Genomic DNA, 19,783 nt, shown 5'->3' with positions numbered 1-19,783 from the left:
CAACCACTCAGACGGCCATCAGTTCCTGTTCCTTTGCCTTGACGACTTCGTCCACGCCCTTGATCGCCTGGTCGGTGATCTTCTGGATCTCGTCCTCGCTGCGGCGCTCGTCGTCCTCGCTGATCTCTTTTTCCTTCAGCAGATCCTTGGCCTGCTGATTGGCATCGCGACGGATGTTGCGGATCGCGATCTTGGCGTTCTCGCCTTCGTTGTTCACCACCTTGGCCAGCTCGCGGCGACGCTCTTCGGTCAGCGCGGGCAGGTTGATGCGGATGGTGGTGCCGGACGTGTTCGGATTCAGGCCGAGGTCGGAGGCCAGGATCGCCTTTTCCACCGGACCGACCATCTGCTTTTCCCAGGGGGTGATGGTCAGGGTGCGGGCATCGCTGACGGCGACGGTAGCCACCTGCGACAGCGGCATGTCCGAGCCGTAATAGTTGACCTTCAGCTGGTCGAGCAGTGCGGTTGACGCGCGGCCAGTGCGGATCTTGGCCATGTCGTTGCGCAGCGACTCGATGCTCTTGTTCATGCGAGTCTGCGCATCTTTCTTGATTTCGTTGAGCATCGACGGCTCCATCTCGTGACGGGTAACCGCCGGATTATAGCTGCAGCAGCGAGCGAACGGCCTCAGCCGCGGCCCTTTACCAGCGTGCCGATCTGTTCGCCCTTGAGAATGCGCAGCAGCTGGCCGGGCTGGGCCATGTCGAAGATGCGCAGCGGCATGTCGCTGTCGCGGCACAGGGCGAAGGCGGCGGTGTCCATCACCTGCAGGTCGCGGGCCAGCACCTGATCGTAGGTGAGGGTGTCGAAACGCTTGGCGTCGGGGTGTTTGGCCGGATCTGCGTCGTATACGCCATCCACCTTGGTGGCCTTGAGCAGCAGGTCGGCGCCGATCTCGATCGCGCGCAGCGCAGCGCCGGAGTCGGTAGTGAAGAACGGGTTGCCGGTGCCGGCGGCGAAGATCGCGATCCGGCCCTTTTCCAGATGGCGGATGGCGCGGCCGCGGATGTAGTCCTCGCACACGTCGTTGACCTTCAGCGCGCTCATCACCCGGACATTGCCGCCCAGCTTCTGCAGCGCGTCCTGCATGGCCAGCGCGTTGATGACGGTGGCCAGCATGCCCATGTGGTCGCCGGTGACCCGGTCCATGCCGCTGGCGGCCAGGCCCGCGCCGCGGAAGATGTTGCCGCCGCCGATCACCAGGGCGATTTCCGCGCCGGCCTGCTGGACTTCCATGACCTCGCGGGCGAGGCGGCCGATGACCTTCGGATCAATCCCGTAATCCTCTTCTCCCATCAGGGCCTCGCCGGAAAGTTTGAGCAGGACACGGCGAAAGACGAGCTGGGACATGGGAGTGTACTCCGGGGGCGGGATGGACGGGCAGGCAAACAGGGAGATTTTAGCCGATGCCCGTCATACGTGCGGATGAAGGCTGTGGTTGCGTTTCGTGTCGTGCGTATCAGTTGGATGCAACCAGCGGCATGTTTTGACAAAACAGTGCAATAACTGCCTTGTCGGGTCATGTGGGGCGGGGTATGACGGTGGCGTGACACCCATCCCGTCCTCATCAGGAGTTTGCAGGTGCTGCCATCCAAGCGTTCCGTCCGTCCCAGAATCCTGGCTGTCGCGCTGCTGGCCTGCATGGCCGCAGGTACCGCCCATGCGCAATCCAATACCGCCGGTTCGATCTTCGGCGACGCCGGCGCACCGGGTACCACCATTGTCCTGCGCAACGTGGATACCGGGCTGACCCGACAGGTCAATGCCGACGGCAGCGGCCGCTACTCCGCCACCTCGTTGCCGACCGGGCGGTACACGGTGTCCGTGCAGCGGGATGGCCAGGTGCTGGCCACCCGGGAGGGCGTGCAGGTGACCATCGGCGGAGGGCAGGAAGTGTCCTTCGCCACCTCGCCAGCTGGTGCTGGCGTGGGTGCCACCGAGCTTGATCGGGTGGTGGTGACCGGGGTCTCTTCGGCGGCATTCATCGACGTGTCGTCTACTGATACCCGCACCGTGTTCACCGCCGAGCAGCTGGAGATGCTGCCGGTGGGGCGCAGCATCGAAGCCGTAGCGCTGCTTGCCCCGGGGGTGGTCGAGGCGGACTCGCGTTATCCGAACACGGCCTCGTTCGGCGGCTCGGCGGCTTCTGAAAACGCCTTCTACATCAATGGTTATGCGGTGACCAATCCGCTGACCAACATGGGCTCGAGCACGCTTCCCTTCGATGCGGTCAGCCAGATGCAGGTCATCACCGGCGGCTATGGCGCCGAGTTCGGACGTGCGACGGGCGGCGTGGTCAACATGGTGACCAAGCGCGGCGGCAACGAGTGGGAGTTCGGCGGCCAGCTCATCTATCGGCCCGATTCGCTGCGGGCCGATTCGCGCGACATCTACTATCCGCACAACAACACGCCCAACGACGGCCTGATCTACCAGAAGCGTCGCGAGCATGAGCTGGAATCATGGAGCTTTGGCGCTTATGCGGGCGGCCCCCTGATCCGCGACCGGCTGTTCATGTACGTCTCGGGCGAGGTTGAAAAGCAGGACCAGGCCAGCGTGCTCGGCCGGCCCGGCGGCGCCACCAACGGCTATCGCGAGTACGACTACGAGATCCCGCGGTGGATGGCGAAGCTGGACTGGTACATCACCGACAACCACATCCTGGAGTTCACCGCGATCTCGGACGTGACCAAGAACACGGTCGATTACTTCCCCTATGAATACGAGCCGGGTTCGAACCAGACCGTGCGCGGCAGTGGCAAGACGGGAGGTTATTACTACGAGGACGGCGGTGAGCTCTACATCGGCCGCTACACCGGCTACCTCACCGACAACCTGACCCTTACCGCGCTCTATGGCCGCCAGGAACAGGAGCATATTGCGGATCCGTTCGGGTATGACCCCTCGGTGGTCTATGTCAGCGACAGCCGCCCGGTCGCCAATCCGGTGCAGCGCGGCACCTACTCCCAGCTGGACTTCCCCGATGCGTATGACGAAACCGACGGCGGGCGGCTGGACGTGGAGTGGCGGGTGGGCAGCCACTCGCTCCGCCTCGGCTATGACCGGCAGGATTCAACCTCGCGTGCCGGCCAGGTGACGTCGGGCCCGGGCTACCGCTGGATCTACAACCGCTGCGCCGATGACGTGGGCACCATTCCCGGTGGCGGTGGCGCGGTCTGTCCCGGTGGCAACGGCGACTATGTCTCCCAGTACACATATGCCAACGGCGGCACGTTCTCCGTGGAGCAGGCCGCCTATTACCTGGAGGACAGGTGGCAGGTGAGCGACAACTGGCTGTTGACCCTGGGACTGCGCAACGAAAGCTTCAAGAACTTCAACGGCGACGGCATTGTGTATGTGGAGCAGTCTGACCAGTGGGCGCCGCGCCTGGGGGCCAGCTGGGACGTGTTCGGCGACTCGACGTTCAAGGTGTTCGCTAACGCCGGGCGCTACCACCTGGCGATGCCCAACAACGTCGCCCTGCGTGGCGCCGCGGCGTCGCTCTACACCAATGAGTATTTCGCCTTCACCGATATCGACCCGGCTACCGGTGAGCCGATCGGCCTGACCCCGCTGGGTGATGGCCCGTACTCGGCCAATCGCGAGTACGGCCAGGCGCCGCACCCGGATTCGGTTGCCGCCCGGAATCTGAAGTCGCATTACCAGGACGAGTTCGTCCTGGGCTTCGAGAAGCAGCTCACCGATACGATCAACGTCGGTGCCCGTTTCGTGCATCGCGATCTCAAGGCCGCCATCGATGACATGTGCGATTACCGGCCGGCCTACAACTGGGCGATCGGGCAGGGCATGACGGAGGACATGGCCGACCAGCTGGGCAACGAGCTGGCGAACTGTCGCCTGTTCAATCCGGGTCAGGGCAATACCTTCATGCTCGACGACGGCACCGGGCAGCTGGTCGAAGTCGCGCTGAACGCCGAGGAGCTGGGGTTCCCCGCGCTCAAGCGCAAATACAAAGGGATCGATGTGTTCCTGGAGCGGCCGTTCGACGGTACCTGGTACGGACGGCTGGACTACACGATCTCGCGCAACTACGGCAACGCGGAAGGCCAGCTGAAGTCGGACATCGGCCAGCAGGACGTGTCCCAGACCCAGGACTGGGACCATCCCGAACTGATGGATAACGCCTATGGCTACCTGCCCAACGACCGGCGCCACTATCTCAAGGCGTACGGCTTCTACCAGCTGAACCCGCAATGGCGCGTCTCGGCCACCGCGACCCTCAACTCCGGGCGGCCGCGCAACTGCATGGGCTACTACCCGCAGACGCCCGAGAACGAGGATTTCAACACCAACTGGGCGTACGGCGGTCCGTATTACTTCTATTGCAATGGCGAGCCCACGCCGCGCGGCAGCCAGGGCAGGCTGCCGTGGGCGAACAAGGTTGACCTTGGCGTCGCTTACGCCCCGGCTTTTGCCGACAACGCGCTGGTGTTTTCAATGGACGTGTTCAACGTGTTCGACCGGCAGGTTGCCCAGAACCGGATTGAATACGGTGAAAACGGCGGGCCGGGTGGTCCCTATGCCCATGCCGGGCGGGTGGTCAGCTACGCGGCTCCGCGCAGCGTCCGCTTCGCGGTGCGATACGACTTCTGATTCCCAAGGCCGGGCATGGCCCGGATCTCTCCGTGGGTGTTGGCCGCCGGTTCCGACCGGCGGCCTTTTTCTTCGACGCAAAGAAAAAGACCGCGGATCGCTCCGCGGCCTTTCCTGTTGCAGCTTGACTGACCGGGCTTACGCCAGGCCGGCCTGCTTCATCACTTCGGCGGCGTAGTCTTCCACCACCTTTTCGATGCCTTCGCCAACTTCCAGACGCTGGAAGCCGATCACGTCTGCGCCAGCGGCCTTGAGCGCCTTCTCGACGGTCACGTTGGTGTCCAGCACGTACGGCTGGCCGTACAGGGTGACTTCGTTGACGATCTTGTTGATCTTGCCGCTGATGATCTTTTCAAGGATTTCGGCCGGCTTGGAGCGGTCCTTCTCGGACATCTTGGCCATTTCGATTTCCTTCTCCTTCTCAACGAAGGCGGCCGGAACGTCGGCAGCCTTGTTGTGCGGAGGGTTCATCGCAGCAACGTGCATGGCCAGGCCGCGGGCCAGCTCGGCATCGCCGCCCTGGACTTCGACCACGACGCCGATGCGGCCGCCGTGCACATAGGTGGCCACGTTGTTGCTGCTCTCCACGCGGGAGATGCGACGCACCTGGATGTTCTCGCCGATCTTGGCGACCAGTGCGGCACGGGCCTCTTCAACGGTCTCGCCCGAAGCCAGCTTGACGTCCTTCAGGGCTTCGATGTCGTTGCCCTCGACCGACAGCGCGGCCTGGGCCACGGTATCGGCGAAAGCGAGGAAGCTCTCGTCCTTGGCCACGAAGTCGGTTTCGCAGTTGATCTCGACCAGCGCAGCCTTGCCGCCCTCCTGGGCGGTGGCGATGCGGCCTTCGGCAGCAACGCGGCTGGCCTTCTTGTCAGCAGCGGCCAGGCCCGACTTGCGCAGGGCTTCGGCAGCGGCGTCGATGTCGCCATTGGTTTCGACGAGCGCCTTCTTGCACTCCATCATGCCGGCGCCGGTGCGTTCGCGCAGTTCCTTGACCAGTGATGCGGTGATTTCCATGGGGGTCCTCTGAAAATGAGTGGAGTAGGGCGCTTATTCGGCCTTGGGAGCTTCAGCTTCGGCTTCAGCCTTGGCTTCCACCTTGGCCTTTGCGGGCTGCTCAGCCGGTGCGGCCTCTTCCTTGGCGGTGTCTTCCGCCGGTGCATCTTCAGCAGCAGCGGCCGCCTTCTTCGGGGCCTTCTTTGCCGGCGCAGCAGTGTCGGTGAATTCCTCTTCGCGCACGGTGGCGGCGCTCGGCGCAGCGGCCTTGCCTTCCAGCACGGCGTCGGCGGCGGCGCGGCCGTACAGCTGCACGGCGCGGATGGCGTCGTCGTTGCCCGGGATGGCGTAGTCCACCAGCGACGGATCGTAGTTGGTGTCAACCACGGCGATCACCGGGATGCCCAGCTTGCGTGCTTCGCTGATGGCGATGCTTTCGTGGCCGATGTCGATCACGAACAGCGCGTCCGGAAGGCGCGGCATGTCCTGGATACCCCCCAGCGAGGCTTCCAGCTTGTCGCGTTCGCGGCGCAGGGCCAGCACTTCGTGCTTGACCAGCTTCTCGAAGGTGCCGTCGGTCTCGAATGATTCCAGTTCCTTCAGGCGGCCAACCGACTTCTTCACGGTGGCGAAGTTGGTCAGGGTGCCGCCCAGCCAGCGCTGGGTCATGAACGGCATGCCACAACGCTCGGCTTCTTCCTTGATCGCTTCGCGGGCGCTGCGCTTGGTGCCGACGAACAGCACGATGCCGCGCTTCTGGGCAATCGACGAGATGAAGTTCATCGCGTCGCTGAACAGCGGCATGGTCTTTTCAAGGTTGATGATGTGGATCTTGCCGCGGGCGCCAAAGATGTACGGAGCCATCTTGGGGTTCCAGTAGCGGGTCTGGTGGCCGAAGTGAACGCCGGCCTCCAGCATCTGGCGCATGGTGATCTGGGGCATTGCTTGAACTCCTGAAGTGGAACCGGGCCGCCGCGGCTGTTGGGAATGGGCGGTCCGCCCGCAGGACGGGCGAAAGGTTCCGGGGTTGGGCCTCCCCGCTGCCTCCGTGACCGAACCCCATGAGGGCACCCCGGCACGGGGGTTTGCAGTGGGTGTGTATTCACCGGTGACGCCCGGCGTGGGCGGAATTGTCCATAAAGAACAATCCAGCGGGCAATTATAGCGGAAAAGGCGCATCGCGCAATCTTTCCCGGGCCCATCGGTACCTCTGCCAGCCCGCCCCCGTGATCGGCGATAATGTCCGGATGACCATCAATCTCAAGACCCCCGAAGAAATCGAGAAGATGCGCGTGGCCGGTCGTCTGGCGGCCGAGGTGCTGCAGATGATCACGCCGCACGTGAAGCCCGGCGTCAGTACCGAGGAGCTGGACCGGATCTGCCACGAGCACATCGTCAACGTGCAGGGCACCACGCCGGCCAACATCGGCTACCGCGGCTATCCCAAGGCGACCTGCATCTCGGCCAACAACGTGATCTGCCACGGGATCCCCGGGCCGAAGGTGCTCAAGGAGGGCGACATCATCAATATCGATGTCACCGTGATCAAGGACGGCTGGCACGGCGACACCAGCCGCATGTATTACGTGGGCGAGCCCTCGGTGATGGCGCGCCGGCTGGTGGATACCACCCGCAAGGCGATGTTCGCCGGGATCCATGCAGTGCGTCCGGGCGCGACCCTGGGCGATGTGGGCCACGCCATCCAGCAGGTGGCCGAGGCCGAGCGTTTCAGCGTGGTGCGCGAATACTGCGGCCACGGCATCGGCAAGGTGTACCACGACGATCCGCAGGTACTGCACTACGGCAACCCGGGCGAGGGCCTGGTGCTGCAGGAAGGCATGACCTTCACCATCGAGCCGATGATCAATGAGGGCAAGCGCCACACCCGGCTGCTGCCTGATGGCTGGACGGTGGTGACCAAGGACCGCAAGCTCTCGGCGCAGTGGGAGCACATGGTGGCCGTGACCGCCGACGGGGTGGATGTGCTCACCCGCATCCCCGGTGACGACAACGAACCTTTCCTCTGACGCCGATGACCGCCGTGCCTGCGAACCCGGGGAATGGCCGCACGCAGGTGGATGACGCCGCCTGGGCCGGTGAAGCGCGCGCCGCGCTGGCCGAGCACGATGCGGAGCTGGCCAGCCGCTTCGACGCCGGTGAAGACATCGACCGCCTGCTTGCCGGGCGGGTCAACGCGGTGGACGCCTACGTGCGCCAGGCCTGGGCCCGCTGCATCCCCGCCGAAGCGCCGTTGGCGCTGTTCGCGGTGGGCGGCTACGGACGGGGCGAGCTGTTCCCGGGATCGGATATCGACCTGCTGGCGCTGGTCGAGGATGGCTCGCCGATGGATTGCCGGGAAGAACTGGCACGCCTGTTCGCGCTGCTCTGGGACGCCGGCCTGCCGGTCGGGCACGCGGTGCGCAGTGCCGAAGAGTGCACCGGCATGGCGGCCACCGACATCACCGTGCAGACCTCGCTGCAGGAAGCGCGCCCGCTGCTGGCCAACCTGGCCGAAGTGCGGCGGCTGAACGATGCGATCTCGATCGAGCGCACCTGGCCACCAGCCGAGTACTACGCCGGCAAGCTGGCCGAGCAGCGCCGGCGCCACGCCCGCTATGGCGATACCTCCGACAACCTGGAGCCCAACCTCAAGGACGGCCCCGGCGGCCTGCGCGATGTGCAGACCCTGCGCTGGCTGGCGCGACGGGTGCTGGATGCGCACAGCATGGAGCAGCTGATTACCCTGGGCCTGCTGGGGGTGGACGAACACGCCACCCTGGAGCGCGAGCGGCGCACGCTGTCGCGGCTGCGTTTCGGTCTGCACCTGGTATCGGGCAAGGCCGAAGAGCGGCTGCGCTTCGATCACCAGAAAGCACTGGCGGCGCGGCTGGCGCACGTGGAAGAGGCCGATAACGCGCTGGTCGAAAAGATGATGCAGCAGTTCTACCGCAGCGCGGCGGTGGTGCTGCGGATCAGCGAGCGGCTGATCCAGCGCTTCGAAGAACACCTGGAAGGCGAGGGTGAACTGGTGGTACTGGACGACGCGTTCGCCACCCGCCGCGGTTACCTGGCGGCCCGCGACGAGGTCTGGCCGGGCAACGATGTGGGCCGGGTGTTCGATCTGTTCGCGGTTTGGGCCGGACTGCCGCAGGTGCGCGGGCTGCATTCGCAGACCGAGCGCGCGCTGGCCGAATCCCTGCACGCACTGCCCACCTGGCGCGATGCCGAAATGAGCCTGCGCAAGCGCTTTCTGAAGCTGCTGCGCGGGCCGGCGCCGGTGCGCACGCTGGAGCGCCTGTCGCGGCTGGGCGTGCTGGGTGCCTGGATCCCGGAATACGCCCAGGTCACCGGCCGCATGCAGTTCGACCTGTTCCACATGTATACGGTCGACCAGCACACGCTGGCGGTGCTGCGCAACATTGCCGGTTTCGGCGCGGAAGATCCGGACCCGCGCTTTGATGCAGCGCATGAAGTCTGGCCGTACCTGCGCAAGCCGGAATTGCTGCTGCTGGCCGGCCTGTTTCACGATATTGCCAAGGGTCGCGGTGGCGACCATTCGGAACTGGGCGCGGTGGACGCGCGCGAGTTCTGCCTGGGCCATGGCCTGGGCGAAGCCGACGCCTCGCTGGTGGAATGGCTGGTGCGCCGTCACCTGCTGATGTCCACCACGGCGCAGAAGCTGGACATTTCCGACCCCCAGGTCATCCATGCCTTCGCTACGGAAGTGGCGGATCGGGAGCGGCTCGATTACCTGTACCTGCTCACCTGCGCCGACATCGCCGGTACTTCGCCACAGATGTGGAACGCGTGGAAGGACCGGCTGCTCACCGACCTGCGCACCGCCACCCGCCTGGCGTTGCGGCGCGGGCTGGAGAATCCGGTGGCGGCGGTGGAGCGGATCGCCGAAACCCGTGATCACGCCCGCGAGCTGCTGGCCGCCCACGGTGTCGACGAGGACGGCGCCGATGCGCTGTTCGAACGCATGCCGGAAACGGTGTTCATGCGCGGCCGTCCCGATCAGGCCGCCTGGCAGGCGCGGGCGCTCAATGGCACCCGGCCCGGCGATACCGTGATCAAGGTGCGGCGCCTGGCCGAAGGCGCGCAGGCGCTGGAAGTGTTCGTGCATTCGCGGGACCGCGACGGCCTGTTCACCGCGATTGCGATCACCCTGGACCGCTGCGGCCTGGCGATCCAGCAGGCGCGCGCGCTGGACGGCCCGCACGGCACCATCTTCGATACCTTCCAGGTGTTGCCCACCGACCCGCGCTTCATGCTGGAGCCGGCCGCGATCGAGCGCAAGCTGGCGACGGTGTTGGCCGGATCGCTGGATGTGCGCCCCGCACGGCGCAACCAGCCGCGCCACCTGCGCCACTTCCGGATCGTGCCGCAGATCGCCTTCGACCAGACCGCCGACGGCCGCCAGACCATTTTCAGCCTGGTCTGCACTGACCGCCCCGGCCTGCTGGCCGATGTGGCCCACGTGCTGCGCGAGCAGCGTCTGCGCGTGCATGACGCCCGCATCGCCACGTTCGGCGAGCGGGTGGAAGACGTGTTCAAACTCACTGACGAACAGAACCAGCCGCTGGATGAAGCCCGTCGAGAGGCCCTGCGCGAAGCGCTGCTGGCCAGCTTGGATGGAGAAAATCCCGGCTGATCCGAGCGCGAAAGCACGCGTCGGTCTGTTCCGTTTCACCTCACATATGGAAGTTCAGATCACCCCATGACCCATTACGACTTTTCCGAAGACAGCATCTCCGGCATCCGCCACACCATCGAATCCGCCTTCAACCGGCGCACCGCGCTGACTCCCGAGGAGATCGAAGGCAGCGTGCGTCCGGCAGTGGAACACGCCCTGGTGGGCCTGGAGGCCGGCTACCTGCGCGTGGCCCAGCCGGAAGAGGGCGCCGCCGGAGAAGGCACGCACGGCTGGCAGGTCAATGAGTGGCTGAAGAAGGCCGTGCTGCTGTACTTCCGCATCAACGAGATGTCGCTGGTCGAATCCTGGCCTGCGCCGTTCTGGGACAAGATCGAGGCGCGGTTCGCCGGCTTTGACGAAGCCGCGTTCCGCAAGCTGGGCGTGCGCGTGGTGCCGGGCGCCGTGGCCCGGCGCGGCAGCCACCTGGGGCGCGACGTGGTGCTGATGCCGAGCTTCATCAACATCGGCGCGTATGTGGGCGAGGGCACCATGGTGGATACCTGGGCCACGGTGGGCTCGTGCGCGCAGATTGGCGCGCACTGCCACATCTCCGGCGGCGCTGGCATCGGCGGCGTGCTTGAGCCGCTGCAGGCCTCGCCAACGATCATCGAGGACAACTGCTTCATCGGTGCGCGCTCGGAAGTGGTGGAAGGCGTGGTGGTGGGCCGCAACAGCGTGATCGGCATGGGCGTGTTCCTGGGCCAGAGCACCCGCATCTACAACCGTGCGACCGGCGAGGTCAGCTACGGCTACGTGCCGCCCGGCAGCGTGGTGGTCGCCGGTTCGCTGCCCGCCGAAGACGGCAGTCATTCCCTCTACTGCGCGGTGATCGTCAAGCAGGTCGACGACCGTACCCGCGCCAAGACCTCGGTCAACGAGCTGCTGCGCGGCCTGGCTTGAGACCCACCTCCGGCAAGCTGCGCCCCACCAGCACGCCGGCCAGCCCCAGCAGCGCCAGGAAGCCCAGCGCAATCTCCGGCCCCAGCGCAGCCAGGGCGCCGGACAGCCCGCCGATCACCAGCAGCAGCGCGCCCATGGCGGTATTGGCGACGGCCACGTACTCGGTGCGGCGGTCGCCCTCGGCCATGTCCACCACATAGGTTTTGCGTGCCACCCGCACCGCCGTGTGCACCAGCACCAGCAGCAGATACACCGCCGGGTACAGCCACCATTGCGTGCGCATGCCGGGCAGCGCCAGCACCGCCAGGAACACCAGCAGCACTGCCGAGGCAATGCCGGCGCCCCAGCTCATCAACTGCCGCGATGACCGGTCAGCCATCCTGCCGAACGGCCTGCCGCCCACCAGGCTGGCCAGTCCCTGTGCGATCACAAAAGGCCCCAGTCCGCCCAGCCCCACGCCGCCCACGCTCGCGGCCATCGCCACCACGAACGGTGGACTGAGCGCGGAGACCAGCAGCAGGGTGCGGGCGATAACGAAGCGGCGGAACGGCTGGTCCTCGCGCAGCAGCCGCCACGACGACTGGACCCAGCCCGCACGCGTGTCATCGGGCGTGTCGGGCACGGCGGCATCCGGCTCGCGGACGCCTGCATACACCACCGCGGCGAGCACCCATGCCAGTGCGGCCACGCCCAGAAGCGCCGCCAGCGCCAGCGGCGAAATGTCGCCGCCGCCGAGCACGCGGATCGCCAGGCCAAGGGTGACTGCCAGCGCGCCGGACAGCATCGTGCTGACGCCGTTGATCTGGCCGCGTTCGCCCTTGGGCACGGTGTCGCCCATCACGTCTTTGCCGGCCAGCGAGCAGAGCGAGCGCGACAGGGCGAACAGGGCCAGCGCGGCCAGGATCAGCACACCTGCCGAGGTCCCACGCATCGCCGCCGCTGCGAACGCCATCAGCGCGGTCGCGACCGCCTGGCCGACGGCGCCGGCGATCCAGGCCGAGCGCCGCGGCCGCAGCCGCTTGATCCATGGTGTCAGCGCGGCCTGCGGGAGCATCGACCCCGATTCGCGGATCGGCACCAGCAGCCCGATCAGCACCGCGGGCACGCCCAGCGAGGCGAACAGCCACGGCAGCACGGTCTTTGCATTCACCACCTGGTCGCCGATGGCCTGCAGCGTGCTGGCGGCGACCTGACGCAGGCCGTTGCGGGCGGTGGCCGTCTGCTGCTCCGGGCCCTGGTTCGAACGATCAGCTTTGACCAGACGCTGGTACAGCTTGAGGGAAGTGGCCATGGGCATAGTTTGGCCCAGGGCGGCGGGCCTGGCACGCATGGGCGCTCTTACAATGGGGCATCGAACTGCTGGAGGAACCCGTGACAACGATTTACGGATTGAAGAACTGCGACACCTGCCGCAAGGCTCGCAAGTGGCTGGAGCGCTTCGGCGTCGAACACGAATTCATCGACTACCGCGAGAACAAGCCCGCTCCCGAAGTGTTGGTGGACTGGGCCGGACAACTTGGCGGCTTCGAGGCCATGATCAACAAGTCATCCACCACCTGGCGCGAGCTGCCCGACAATCGCAAGGGCGCCTCCAGCGATGCCGAGTGGAAGCTGCTGCTGCGCGAATATCCGCAGCTGATCCGCCGCCCGGTGGTAGTCACCGACGACGGCAAGGTCACCCAGCGCTTCTCCGACAACGGCTTCAAGGACCGCTTCAACATCACCTGATCCCGGTGCACAGCGTGCTGCCCTCCCAGAAACCGGCAGCCCACCTGTAGGAGCGCGCCATGCGCGCGAAGCCGCGTGAACAGCGTCGTGGCCCGAATGGGTTGCGCACCGCATTGCCCACCGGACCCTTGTGGTGGCGGCTATCTGCTGGTGACGGGTGTCACGCGGCTTCGCGCGCATGGCGCGCTTCTACATTGGAACAATCGATATGTCCGACGTGCTCGAGCTGCTGAAAGACCTGATCTCCCGTCCTTCGGTCACGCCGGATGATGCGGGGTGCCAGCCCCTCATCGCACAGCGTCTGAAGCGCGCCGGTTTCAGCTGCGAACACCTGCGCTACGGCGAAGTCGACAACCTCTGGGCCACCCACGGCAGCGGCGAAGGCCCGGTGCTCGTGCTGCTGGGCCACACCGACGTGGTGCCGCCCGGACCGATCGAAGCTTGGAGCAGCGATCCGTTCCAGCCGGAAATCCGTAACGGCGTGCTCTACGGCCGCGGTACCGCCGACATGAAGAGCGGCGTGGCCGCGTTCGTGGTCGCAGCCGAGCGCTTTGTCGCCGCCTACCCCGACCACAAGGGCACCCTGGCCCTGCTGCTCACTTCGGACGAGGAGGGCGAGGCCATAGACGGCGTGCGCCACGTGGCGGAGACGCTCCGCGAGCGCGGCCAGCGCATCGACTGGTGCATCACCGGTGAGCCTTCATCGCAGGAGAAGCTGGGCGACCTGATGCGGGTGGGCCGGCGCGGCTCGCTGACCGGTTACCTGGCCGTGCGCGGCGTGCAGGGTCACGTGGCGTATCCGGACAAGGCACGCAATCCCATCCACCAGGTCGCCCCGGCGCTGACCGAGTTGGCCACGCGCCAGTGGGACGAAGGCTACGAAACCTTTCCGCCCACCAGCCTGCAGATCAGCGACGTGCACGCCGGCACCGGTGCGGACAACGTCATTCCCGGTGAACTGAAGGCCACGTTCAACCTGCGCTACAACCCGCATTGGGATGCGCCCCGGCTGGAGGCGGAAGTCGAAGCGCTGCTGGCGGGTCACGAGCTGGACCATCAGCTGCGTTGGCACCGCAGCGGCGAGCCGTTTTTCACCCCGGAAGGCCGGCTGCGCGCCACCGCACGTGAGGTGCTGACGGAATTCGCCGGTGCGCCACCCGAAGAAAGCACCGGCGGCGGCACCTCCGACGCCCGCTTCATCGCCCCGCTGGGCGCGCAGTGCATCGAAATCGGGCCCGCCAACGCCAGCATCCACCAGGTCGACGAGAACATCCTCGTCGCCGACCTGGAAGTCCTTCCGGACCTCTACCAGGCCCTGATCGAACGCCTCCTGTAAACCGTCACCCCGACCACCCGAGACTCCCCCTGTAGGAGCGCGCCATGCGCGCGAAGCCGCGTGACACTTGGCGTTGCAGTGAGGCTTCGGATGCGACGTGGTTACCGAAGCCACTCCGTGCGCCAGAATTCACGCGGCTTCGCGCGCATGGCGCGCTCCTACAGGATCGGCCGCGTGGGGGCGTCAGGGGTGCAGGGTGAGGGTGTATTCGGCGGGGCCGGGGAGGAAGGGGGTGGGGCGGCCGTGGACCCAGTCGTCGTGGCCGGCGCCCCAGAACGGTGATAGCGGGTGGCCGCTCTGGCCGCCGGGCATATGGGCAATGCCGTCCTCTTCGTGGCCGGGTGACACGACCATCCGCTGCGACGCACCAAACGAAGCTCCCTGCACCCTCGGCATCATGCCGTCGCCGGGCAGCGGTTCCGCGGGCATGCACAGCATCCGCCGACCGATCAGCGGGACCGCTGCTGCCATCGGATGACAGATGCGCGCGGTATTGCGCTCGCCCCAACTGCGCCTGTCCAGCGGACCCTGGACCGTCAGTCCGTCCCGAACCTCGCGCGCGGCGTCTTCGAACAGCGCGTGCCAGCTGACGAAGCGGGGGGACAGCAAGTGCGCCGGCCGCTCGGTCACCAGCGGCCAGACGATGCCTTCCAACTGCGGCAGGTCGGGCATGCTGAAGTCCTCGCCCAGCGCCACCCGGGCGGGGGCGGTCAGCGCATCGGCAATGCGCGCGTGTACCGCCAGGCGCCACGCGCGGACGATCCGGTAGCTGACCGAATCAATGTCCGCACGCGCGTTCCAGTCCGAAGCCGCGGTGGCCAGTTCCAGCAGCGCGGGCGCATCATCGTGCGGCGGCAGACCGTCCAGCAGGCGCCACCAGCGGTGGAGCGCCATGGCCCGTGTATCCAGCTGGATTGCCAGCAGGTCCTGCTCGGTGAACGTTTCGCTGGCCAGTAGCAGGTCGCGGATCTGCTTCTGGCGCGCGCCAAAGGCGTAGCCGCCGTCACCCACCAGGCCCAGCGCCTCCCCATCCACCACCCTCGCATTGGCAGTCCACAGGCGGTGGTCCGTTGGATCCACAATCGTGGGTGAGCGATCGGTGGCGATGGTCCAGGCCGCACAAGCCGCCTGACCGTTCCGTCCCGCATCGCTGCCTGACACTGTTGGCTCAATCGACAACCGCTGCGCGCACCCGTCATCACGCACCGGCAGCGGCCCCAGCAGGCGCCACGCAATTCGGCCAGTGCGATCACCGATCACCAGGTTCTGGGTGGGAACGGCGATGCGGTCGGCCACAGCCAGCGCTTCGTCCAGGTCACCGGCGACGGCAAGGTCCACCAGGCCGAGGTTGATGGCACCGGTCAGGTGCGCAACCCAGCGAAGGCTGAGCAAGCGGCCGTCATCCAGCGTCTCCATCACCGGGCCCCACGCTGTTTCACGCACCTCCAGCGTGACATCGTCGCCGCCCGAGACGCTGATGGTTTCCAGATGTCGCGTGATCGCTTCGCAGCCGTCGAGGCGCTCCCCATTGGCGCACGGGCTGTCCAGCCGCCAGTCCATGTAATCCCCATAGCTGTTGGTGAAGCCCCAGGCCACGTGGCCATTGCTGCCCACGATCACTGCTGGCAGGCCGGGCAGGGTGAAGCCGGACACATCCACCCGCCCACCCGTTGCCGCGTCATCCGCCCAGCGCAGCCGTGCGCGGAACCAGAGGTTGGGCGCGCCCAGGCCAAGGTGCATGTCGTCGGCAACGATGGCGCGCCCATCGGCAGTCAGCGCGCCGCCCACGGCGAAGTTGTTGCTGCCCGGCGTGCCGCGGTCGGACAGGGCGGCAGGGGCATCCGTCTCCGGCACCGGCAGCCTGCGCAGGTCTACTTCCCCCGGACCAGGCAGCACTGCGTTGCCGCGGGCCCGGCCCATCAGCGGCGCGTCCCATTCGCTGCCCTCGTGCGCCAGCAGTTGCCGCAGCGCCGGGGGCAGATGCGGAGCCATCTTCCACCACAGCAGCTCCCGGCGGTTGGTGCCCCCCTGCAGGTCGAAGTACATCGCGTAGCCGGCCAGGATCGAATCCACCGGGGTCCACGGTTCCGGCTGCTGGCGCAGCAGCAGGTAGGGCCATGGCCGCGTGCCGAGGTCGGACAGGCCGGCGTTGGCACCTTCCGCATAGGCCTGCAGCTGGGGCATGTGCTCTCCGGCGATGGCCTGCAGATCCGCTTCGATCCGCGCCCGCAGCCGGTGGCGCCGCGCCTTGCGGTCCGCATCCACTGCGAGCGGGCCGAACAGCGCCGACAGCTCGCCGGCCGAGCTGCGCCGCAGCAGGTCCATCTCGAACCAGCGCTCCTGCGCGTGTACATAGCCAAGCGCGCGCGCTGCATCGACGGCGTTGAAAGCATCGATGGTCACGACGCCCAGCGCATCGCGCTGCACCTGCGCCGGCGCGGTCAAGCCGGACAGGGCGTGCCGACCTTCCAGCGCAGGCAGGCTGGCGCGCAGCGTCAGCCACACTGCCAGCGATGCCAGCAGCACCAGGGCAATCAACAGGACGGCGATTCGCGGCAACCATTTGCGCATGGAGCGGACCGGCTGGAGGACAGCGCGCACCTTACAGGGCCTGCAGTAAAGTTGGGACATGATCGAAACCGCCATCACCCGCCTGCCAGGCATCGACGCACTGCCGCAGCTCACCACCATCGAAGCCCTGCCCAGCGTGACCCTGGCGATCCTGCTGCTGTTCGTCGGCAAGGGCCTGTCCGCCCGCGTTGCCACCCTGCGCCGCTACAGCATTCCCGAGCCGGTGGTTGGCGGCGTGCTGTGTGCGGCGGTGGTGTGCGCGCTGTACTACGGCATGGGCATGGAGGTGGACTTCGAGCTTGGTGCGCGCGACATGTTCCTGCTGTACTTCTTCGCCGCGCTCGGGCTGAACTCCAACGTCGCCTCGCTGCGCAAGGGCGGCTGGAAGCTGGTGGTACTGCTGGCGCTGGCCGGCTTCTACATCGTGTTCCAGAACCTGGTGGGCATGGGGCTGGCGGGACTGTTCGGCATGGACCTGCGGGCCGGGCTGATGGTGGGTTCGGTCTCGCTCACCGGCGGGGTGGGCACCACCGTTGCCTGGACCCCGCACTTTGTTGAAGAGCTCGGCATTGCCAACGCCGGCGAGATCGGACTGGCTTCCAACATGGTCGGCATGATTGCCGCCTGCGTGGTCGGCGGGCCGATCGCCGGCTGGCTGATCAAGCGTCATCCGGTGATGCCCTCGGCCGATGCGGAGCTGGAGGTCGGCACGCTCTACGGCGATGAATCCCGCGCCACCCTGGATTACGCCGGCGTACTGCTGGCGCTGTTCTGGCTCAACATCGCGTTGATGCTCGGCCACGGCGTCAGCCACCTGATCAGCGAGGCCGGGCTGCTGCTACCGGGCTTTGTCGGCGCGCTCCTGGCCGGCATCCTGCTGCGGCTGCTGGGTGACCTGTTGGCCCCCAACGGACGGCGCATGTGGAAGCTGGAAACGATGCAGCCGGGCATTGCGCTGATCTCCGACATCAGCCTGGGCCTGTTCCTGGTGATGGCACTGATGGGCCTGCAGCTGTGGGTGCTCGAGCCGCTGCTTGGTTTCATGACGGTGGCGATGCTGGTGCAGATCACCCTGGTGGTGCTGTTCTCGGTGCTGGTGGTGTTCAAGGCGATGGGCGGTGACTACGAGGCGGCGGTGGTCAGCTCGGCCTTCGGCGGCATCGCGCTGGGCTCCACCGCGACCGCCATGGCCAATATGACCGCGGTCAGCCGCGAGTACGGCGCCGCGCCGCGGGCGTTCGTGATCGTGCCGCTGGTGTGCGGCTTCTTCATCGACATCGCCAACGCGGTGATCGTAGGGGTGATGGCCGGCTGAAGGGCGGAAACGGGAATGGGAAAGGCAGTCGTTCTCATCCCGGCATGGAATGCGCAGGACCGGCATACTGGTCCGGTCCCCCGTTTCTGATGGAGCCTTCGCGATGAAGGGAAATGCCGAAATCGTTGATTACCTGAACTTCCTGCTGCGCGGGGAGCTTGCGGCACGCGACCAGTATTTCCTGCATTCGCGCCGCTACGAGGATCTGGGGCTGTACGAGATCTACGAGCGCATCAACCACGAGATGGAAGAGGAAACCGAGCATGCGGATGCGATCCTGCGCCGGATCCTGTTCCTGGAAGGCGAGCCGGACATGCGCCCGGATCCGATCGAGCCCGGCAAGACCCTCACGGAAATGCTGCGCAAGGATCTGGACCTGGAATACAGCGTGCGCGAGAACCTCGCCAAGGGCATTGCCCTGTGCGAGAAGCACGGCGATTACGTGACACGCGAAATGCTGGTCAAGCAGCAGGCCGACACCGAGGAAGACCACACCTACTGGCTGGAAAAGCAGCTGCGCCTGATCGAAATGGTGGGCATGCAGAACTACCAGCAGAAGCGCATGGGCCAGGAGCCCGAGCACGGCTGATTACCCAGCGCGGCGACCCGGATGCCGGGTTGCCTGTAGGAGCGCGCCATGCGCGCGAAACCGCGTGAATCCAGAGATCGCGAAATGGCGTCGGACCCATCGCGGTGACCGAAGCCCCACCGAGGCGCCAAATGTCACGCGGTTTCGCGCGCATGGCGCGCTCCTACATGGTTCCGGGCGTGCGGCAGTGATTCCGGGCGTGTGGCAGTGGCGGGACAACGGCGGCCATGACGCCGGTCGTCAGCGGCGGCGGGTGCGGTAGACGGTGGTGTTGAGGGCGGTGACGCCGGCCTCGCGGAAGCGGTCCTCGTTGGCGAGGATGTCGCGCCGCTCAAGCACGGAGACATCCCATTCCGGCTCCAGCAGCTGTCGGACTTCGGCTTCGATCACTGAAAACGGCGGGCCGTTTTTCTGCTCCTGCGGGTATTCCAGGGTGATAAGCAGCCCGTCGCAGCCGGCTGGCAGGCGGCGCCAGAGCGTATCGGCATAACGCGCACGCATCTCCGGCGGCAGGGCGATCAGGGCGGCGCGGTCGTACACCGCAGCGCAGTCGGCCAGCGCGCCCTCATCCAGCGCGAACGCGTCGCCGCAGATCAGCTCAAACGGACCGGCGCTGTAGTGCATCCCGAACCGGCTTTCGTGCGTTGCAGGCACCAGCCCGCATTCGTCGAAGAATTGCCGTACCGCCACTTCCGACAGCTCCACGCCCAGCACCCGGTGTCCGCGTTTGGCCAGCCAGGCCATGTCCACCGACTTGCCGCACAGCGGCACGAATACCCGGCTGCCCGTTGCCAGGTTCAGCGTGGGCCAGTGCTTGCACAGCAGCGGCAGCGGCCGATCCTGGTGGAAGCCGATCCGTCCCTCCTGCCAGCGCTCATGCCAGAAATCAGGTTCCAAAATTCCATCCTCCGTTGTAGGAGCGGGGGGGGGGGGGGGGGGGGGGGGGGGGGGGGGGGGGGGGGGGGGGGGGGGGGGGGGGGGGGGGGGGGGGGGGGGGGGGGGGGGGGGGGGGGGGGGGGGGGGGGGGGGGGGGGGGGG

The 19,783-nt window shown here is 66.7% G+C and carries 14 protein-coding genes and 1 pseudogene; 8 read left to right on the top strand and 7 right to left on the bottom strand.

The genetic code is table 11. The features are described from left to right. Positions 1-7 precede the first annotated feature (7 nt). Positions 8-565: a ribosome recycling factor gene (gene frr, locus WCE59_RS07585; RefSeq protein WP_343258144.1), complete on the bottom strand. Its 558-nt coding sequence runs from the start codon at positions 563-565 to the stop codon at positions 8-10. A gap of 62 nt (positions 566-627) precedes the next feature. Next, a complete protein-coding gene (gene pyrH / locus WCE59_RS07580) occupies positions 628-1,350 on the bottom strand; it encodes a UMP kinase (RefSeq protein ID WP_343258143.1) in 723 nt (240 codons plus the stop codon). A gap of 231 nt (positions 1,351-1,581) precedes the next feature. Between pyrH and WCE59_RS07575 the strand changes: the two genes are divergently transcribed. Further along, the gene (locus tag WCE59_RS07575; RefSeq protein ID WP_343258142.1) at positions 1,582-4,614 is read left to right on the top strand and encodes a TonB-dependent receptor; all 3,033 of its coding nucleotides are present in this window, start codon (positions 1,582-1,584) and stop codon (positions 4,612-4,614) included. A gap of 138 nt (positions 4,615-4,752) precedes the next feature. Here WCE59_RS07575 and tsf read toward each other — a convergent pair whose 3' ends face one another. Beyond that, positions 4,753-5,631: a translation elongation factor Ts gene (gene tsf, locus WCE59_RS07570; protein ID WP_343258141.1), complete on the bottom strand. Its 879-nt coding sequence runs from the start codon at positions 5,629-5,631 to the stop codon at positions 4,753-4,755. Between the two features lie 33 nt (positions 5,632-5,664). Continuing rightward, complete coding sequence (gene rpsB / locus WCE59_RS07565; RefSeq protein ID WP_343258140.1) at positions 5,665-6,552, bottom strand: 30S ribosomal protein S2; 888 nt, start codon at positions 6,550-6,552, stop codon at positions 5,665-5,667. A 305-nt stretch (positions 6,553-6,857) separates the two neighbouring features. Between rpsB and map the strand changes: the two genes are divergently transcribed. The 3 genes and pseudogenes from map to dapD all read left to right on the top strand — a co-directional run. Continuing rightward, positions 6,858-7,637 (top strand): type I methionyl aminopeptidase, encoded by a 780-nt coding sequence (gene map, locus WCE59_RS07560; RefSeq protein ID WP_343258139.1) that lies wholly within the window; start codon positions 6,858-6,860, stop codon positions 7,635-7,637. 5 nt (positions 7,638-7,642) lie between these two features. After that, positions 7,643-10,264, top strand: coding sequence for a [protein-PII] uridylyltransferase (gene glnD / locus WCE59_RS07555; RefSeq protein WP_343258138.1), 2,622 nt, complete (start codon positions 7,643-7,645; stop codon positions 10,262-10,264). A gap of 117 nt (positions 10,265-10,381) precedes the next feature. Further along, positions 10,382-11,206: pseudogene (gene dapD / locus WCE59_RS07550) on the top strand (2,3,4,5-tetrahydropyridine-2,6-dicarboxylate N-succinyltransferase); the annotation flags it as partial. Here the strand turns inward: dapD and WCE59_RS07545 are convergent. Then, positions 11,178-12,497 (bottom strand): MFS transporter, encoded by a 1,320-nt coding sequence (locus WCE59_RS07545; RefSeq protein WP_343258137.1) that lies wholly within the window; start codon positions 12,495-12,497, stop codon positions 11,178-11,180. The pseudogene dapD and the gene WCE59_RS07545 sit on opposite strands and share 29 nt — an antisense overlap. 80 nt (positions 12,498-12,577) lie before the next feature. Between WCE59_RS07545 and WCE59_RS07540 the strand changes: the two genes are divergently transcribed. Continuing rightward, positions 12,578-12,934 (top strand): Spx/MgsR family RNA polymerase-binding regulatory protein, encoded by a 357-nt coding sequence (locus tag WCE59_RS07540; RefSeq protein ID WP_343258136.1) that lies wholly within the window; start codon positions 12,578-12,580, stop codon positions 12,932-12,934. A 208-nt stretch (positions 12,935-13,142) separates the two neighbouring features. Then, positions 13,143-14,270, top strand: a complete 1,128-nt coding sequence (gene dapE, locus WCE59_RS07535) for a succinyl-diaminopimelate desuccinylase (RefSeq protein WP_343258135.1) — start codon at positions 13,143-13,145, stop codon at positions 14,268-14,270. A 183-nt stretch (positions 14,271-14,453) separates the two neighbouring features. Here dapE and WCE59_RS07530 read toward each other — a convergent pair whose 3' ends face one another. Then, a complete protein-coding gene (locus WCE59_RS07530) occupies positions 14,454-16,841 on the bottom strand; it encodes a penicillin acylase family protein (protein WP_343258134.1) in 2,388 nt (795 codons plus the stop codon). 58 nt (positions 16,842-16,899) lie between these two features. Here WCE59_RS07530 and gltS point away from each other — a divergent pair, with 58 nt between their 5' ends. Beyond that, positions 16,900-18,156 (top strand): sodium/glutamate symporter, encoded by a 1,257-nt coding sequence (gene gltS, locus WCE59_RS07525; protein ID WP_343258133.1) that lies wholly within the window; start codon positions 16,900-16,902, stop codon positions 18,154-18,156. Between the two features lie 103 nt (positions 18,157-18,259). Further along, the gene (bfr, locus tag WCE59_RS07520) at positions 18,260-18,745 is read left to right on the top strand and encodes a bacterioferritin (protein WP_343258132.1); all 486 of its coding nucleotides are present in this window, start codon (positions 18,260-18,262) and stop codon (positions 18,743-18,745) included. A 240-nt stretch (positions 18,746-18,985) separates the two neighbouring features. On the opposite strand, the gene WCE59_RS07515 is transcribed toward bfr, so the two are convergent. After that, the gene (locus WCE59_RS07515) at positions 18,986-19,642 is read right to left on the bottom strand and encodes a thiopurine S-methyltransferase (protein ID WP_343258131.1); all 657 of its coding nucleotides are present in this window, start codon (positions 19,640-19,642) and stop codon (positions 18,986-18,988) included. Positions 19,643-19,783 lie beyond the last annotated feature (141 nt).

This window comes from Luteimonas qiangzhengi (assembly GCF_039548515.1).
GTDB lineage: Bacteria > Pseudomonadota > Gammaproteobacteria > Xanthomonadales > Xanthomonadaceae > Luteimonas.
The sequence above is the reverse complement of the archived record's forward strand: the minus strand, read 5'-3'. Positions and strand labels throughout refer to the sequence as shown.

Bases quoted from the DNA above. Each gene is read 5' to 3' on its own strand.
- glnD (WP_343258138.1), top strand. From the start codon at position 7,643: ATGACCGCCGTGCCTGCGAACCCGGGGAATGGCCGCACGCAGGTGGAT.
- frr (WP_343258144.1), bottom strand. From the start codon at position 565: ATGCTCAACGAAATCAAGAAAGATGCGCAGACTCGCATGAACAAGAGC.
- WCE59_RS07545 (WP_343258137.1), bottom strand. From the start codon at position 12,497: ATGGCCACTTCCCTCAAGCTGTACCAGCGTCTGGTCAAAGCTGATCGT.
- map (WP_343258139.1), top strand. From the start codon at position 6,858: ATGACCATCAATCTCAAGACCCCCGAAGAAATCGAGAAGATGCGCGTG.
- dapE (WP_343258135.1), top strand. From the start codon at position 13,143: ATGTCCGACGTGCTCGAGCTGCTGAAAGACCTGATCTCCCGTCCTTCG.
- rpsB (WP_343258140.1), bottom strand. From the start codon at position 6,552: ATGCCCCAGATCACCATGCGCCAGATGCTGGAGGCCGGCGTTCACTTC.
- WCE59_RS07530 (WP_343258134.1), bottom strand. From the start codon at position 16,841: ATGCGCAAATGGTTGCCGCGAATCGCCGTCCTGTTGATTGCCCTGGTG.
- pyrH (WP_343258143.1), bottom strand. From the start codon at position 1,350: ATGTCCCAGCTCGTCTTTCGCCGTGTCCTGCTCAAACTTTCCGGCGAG.
- bfr (WP_343258132.1), top strand. From the start codon at position 18,260: ATGAAGGGAAATGCCGAAATCGTTGATTACCTGAACTTCCTGCTGCGC.
- gltS (WP_343258133.1), top strand. From the start codon at position 16,900: ATGATCGAAACCGCCATCACCCGCCTGCCAGGCATCGACGCACTGCCG.
- tsf (WP_343258141.1), bottom strand. From the start codon at position 5,631: ATGGAAATCACCGCATCACTGGTCAAGGAACTGCGCGAACGCACCGGC.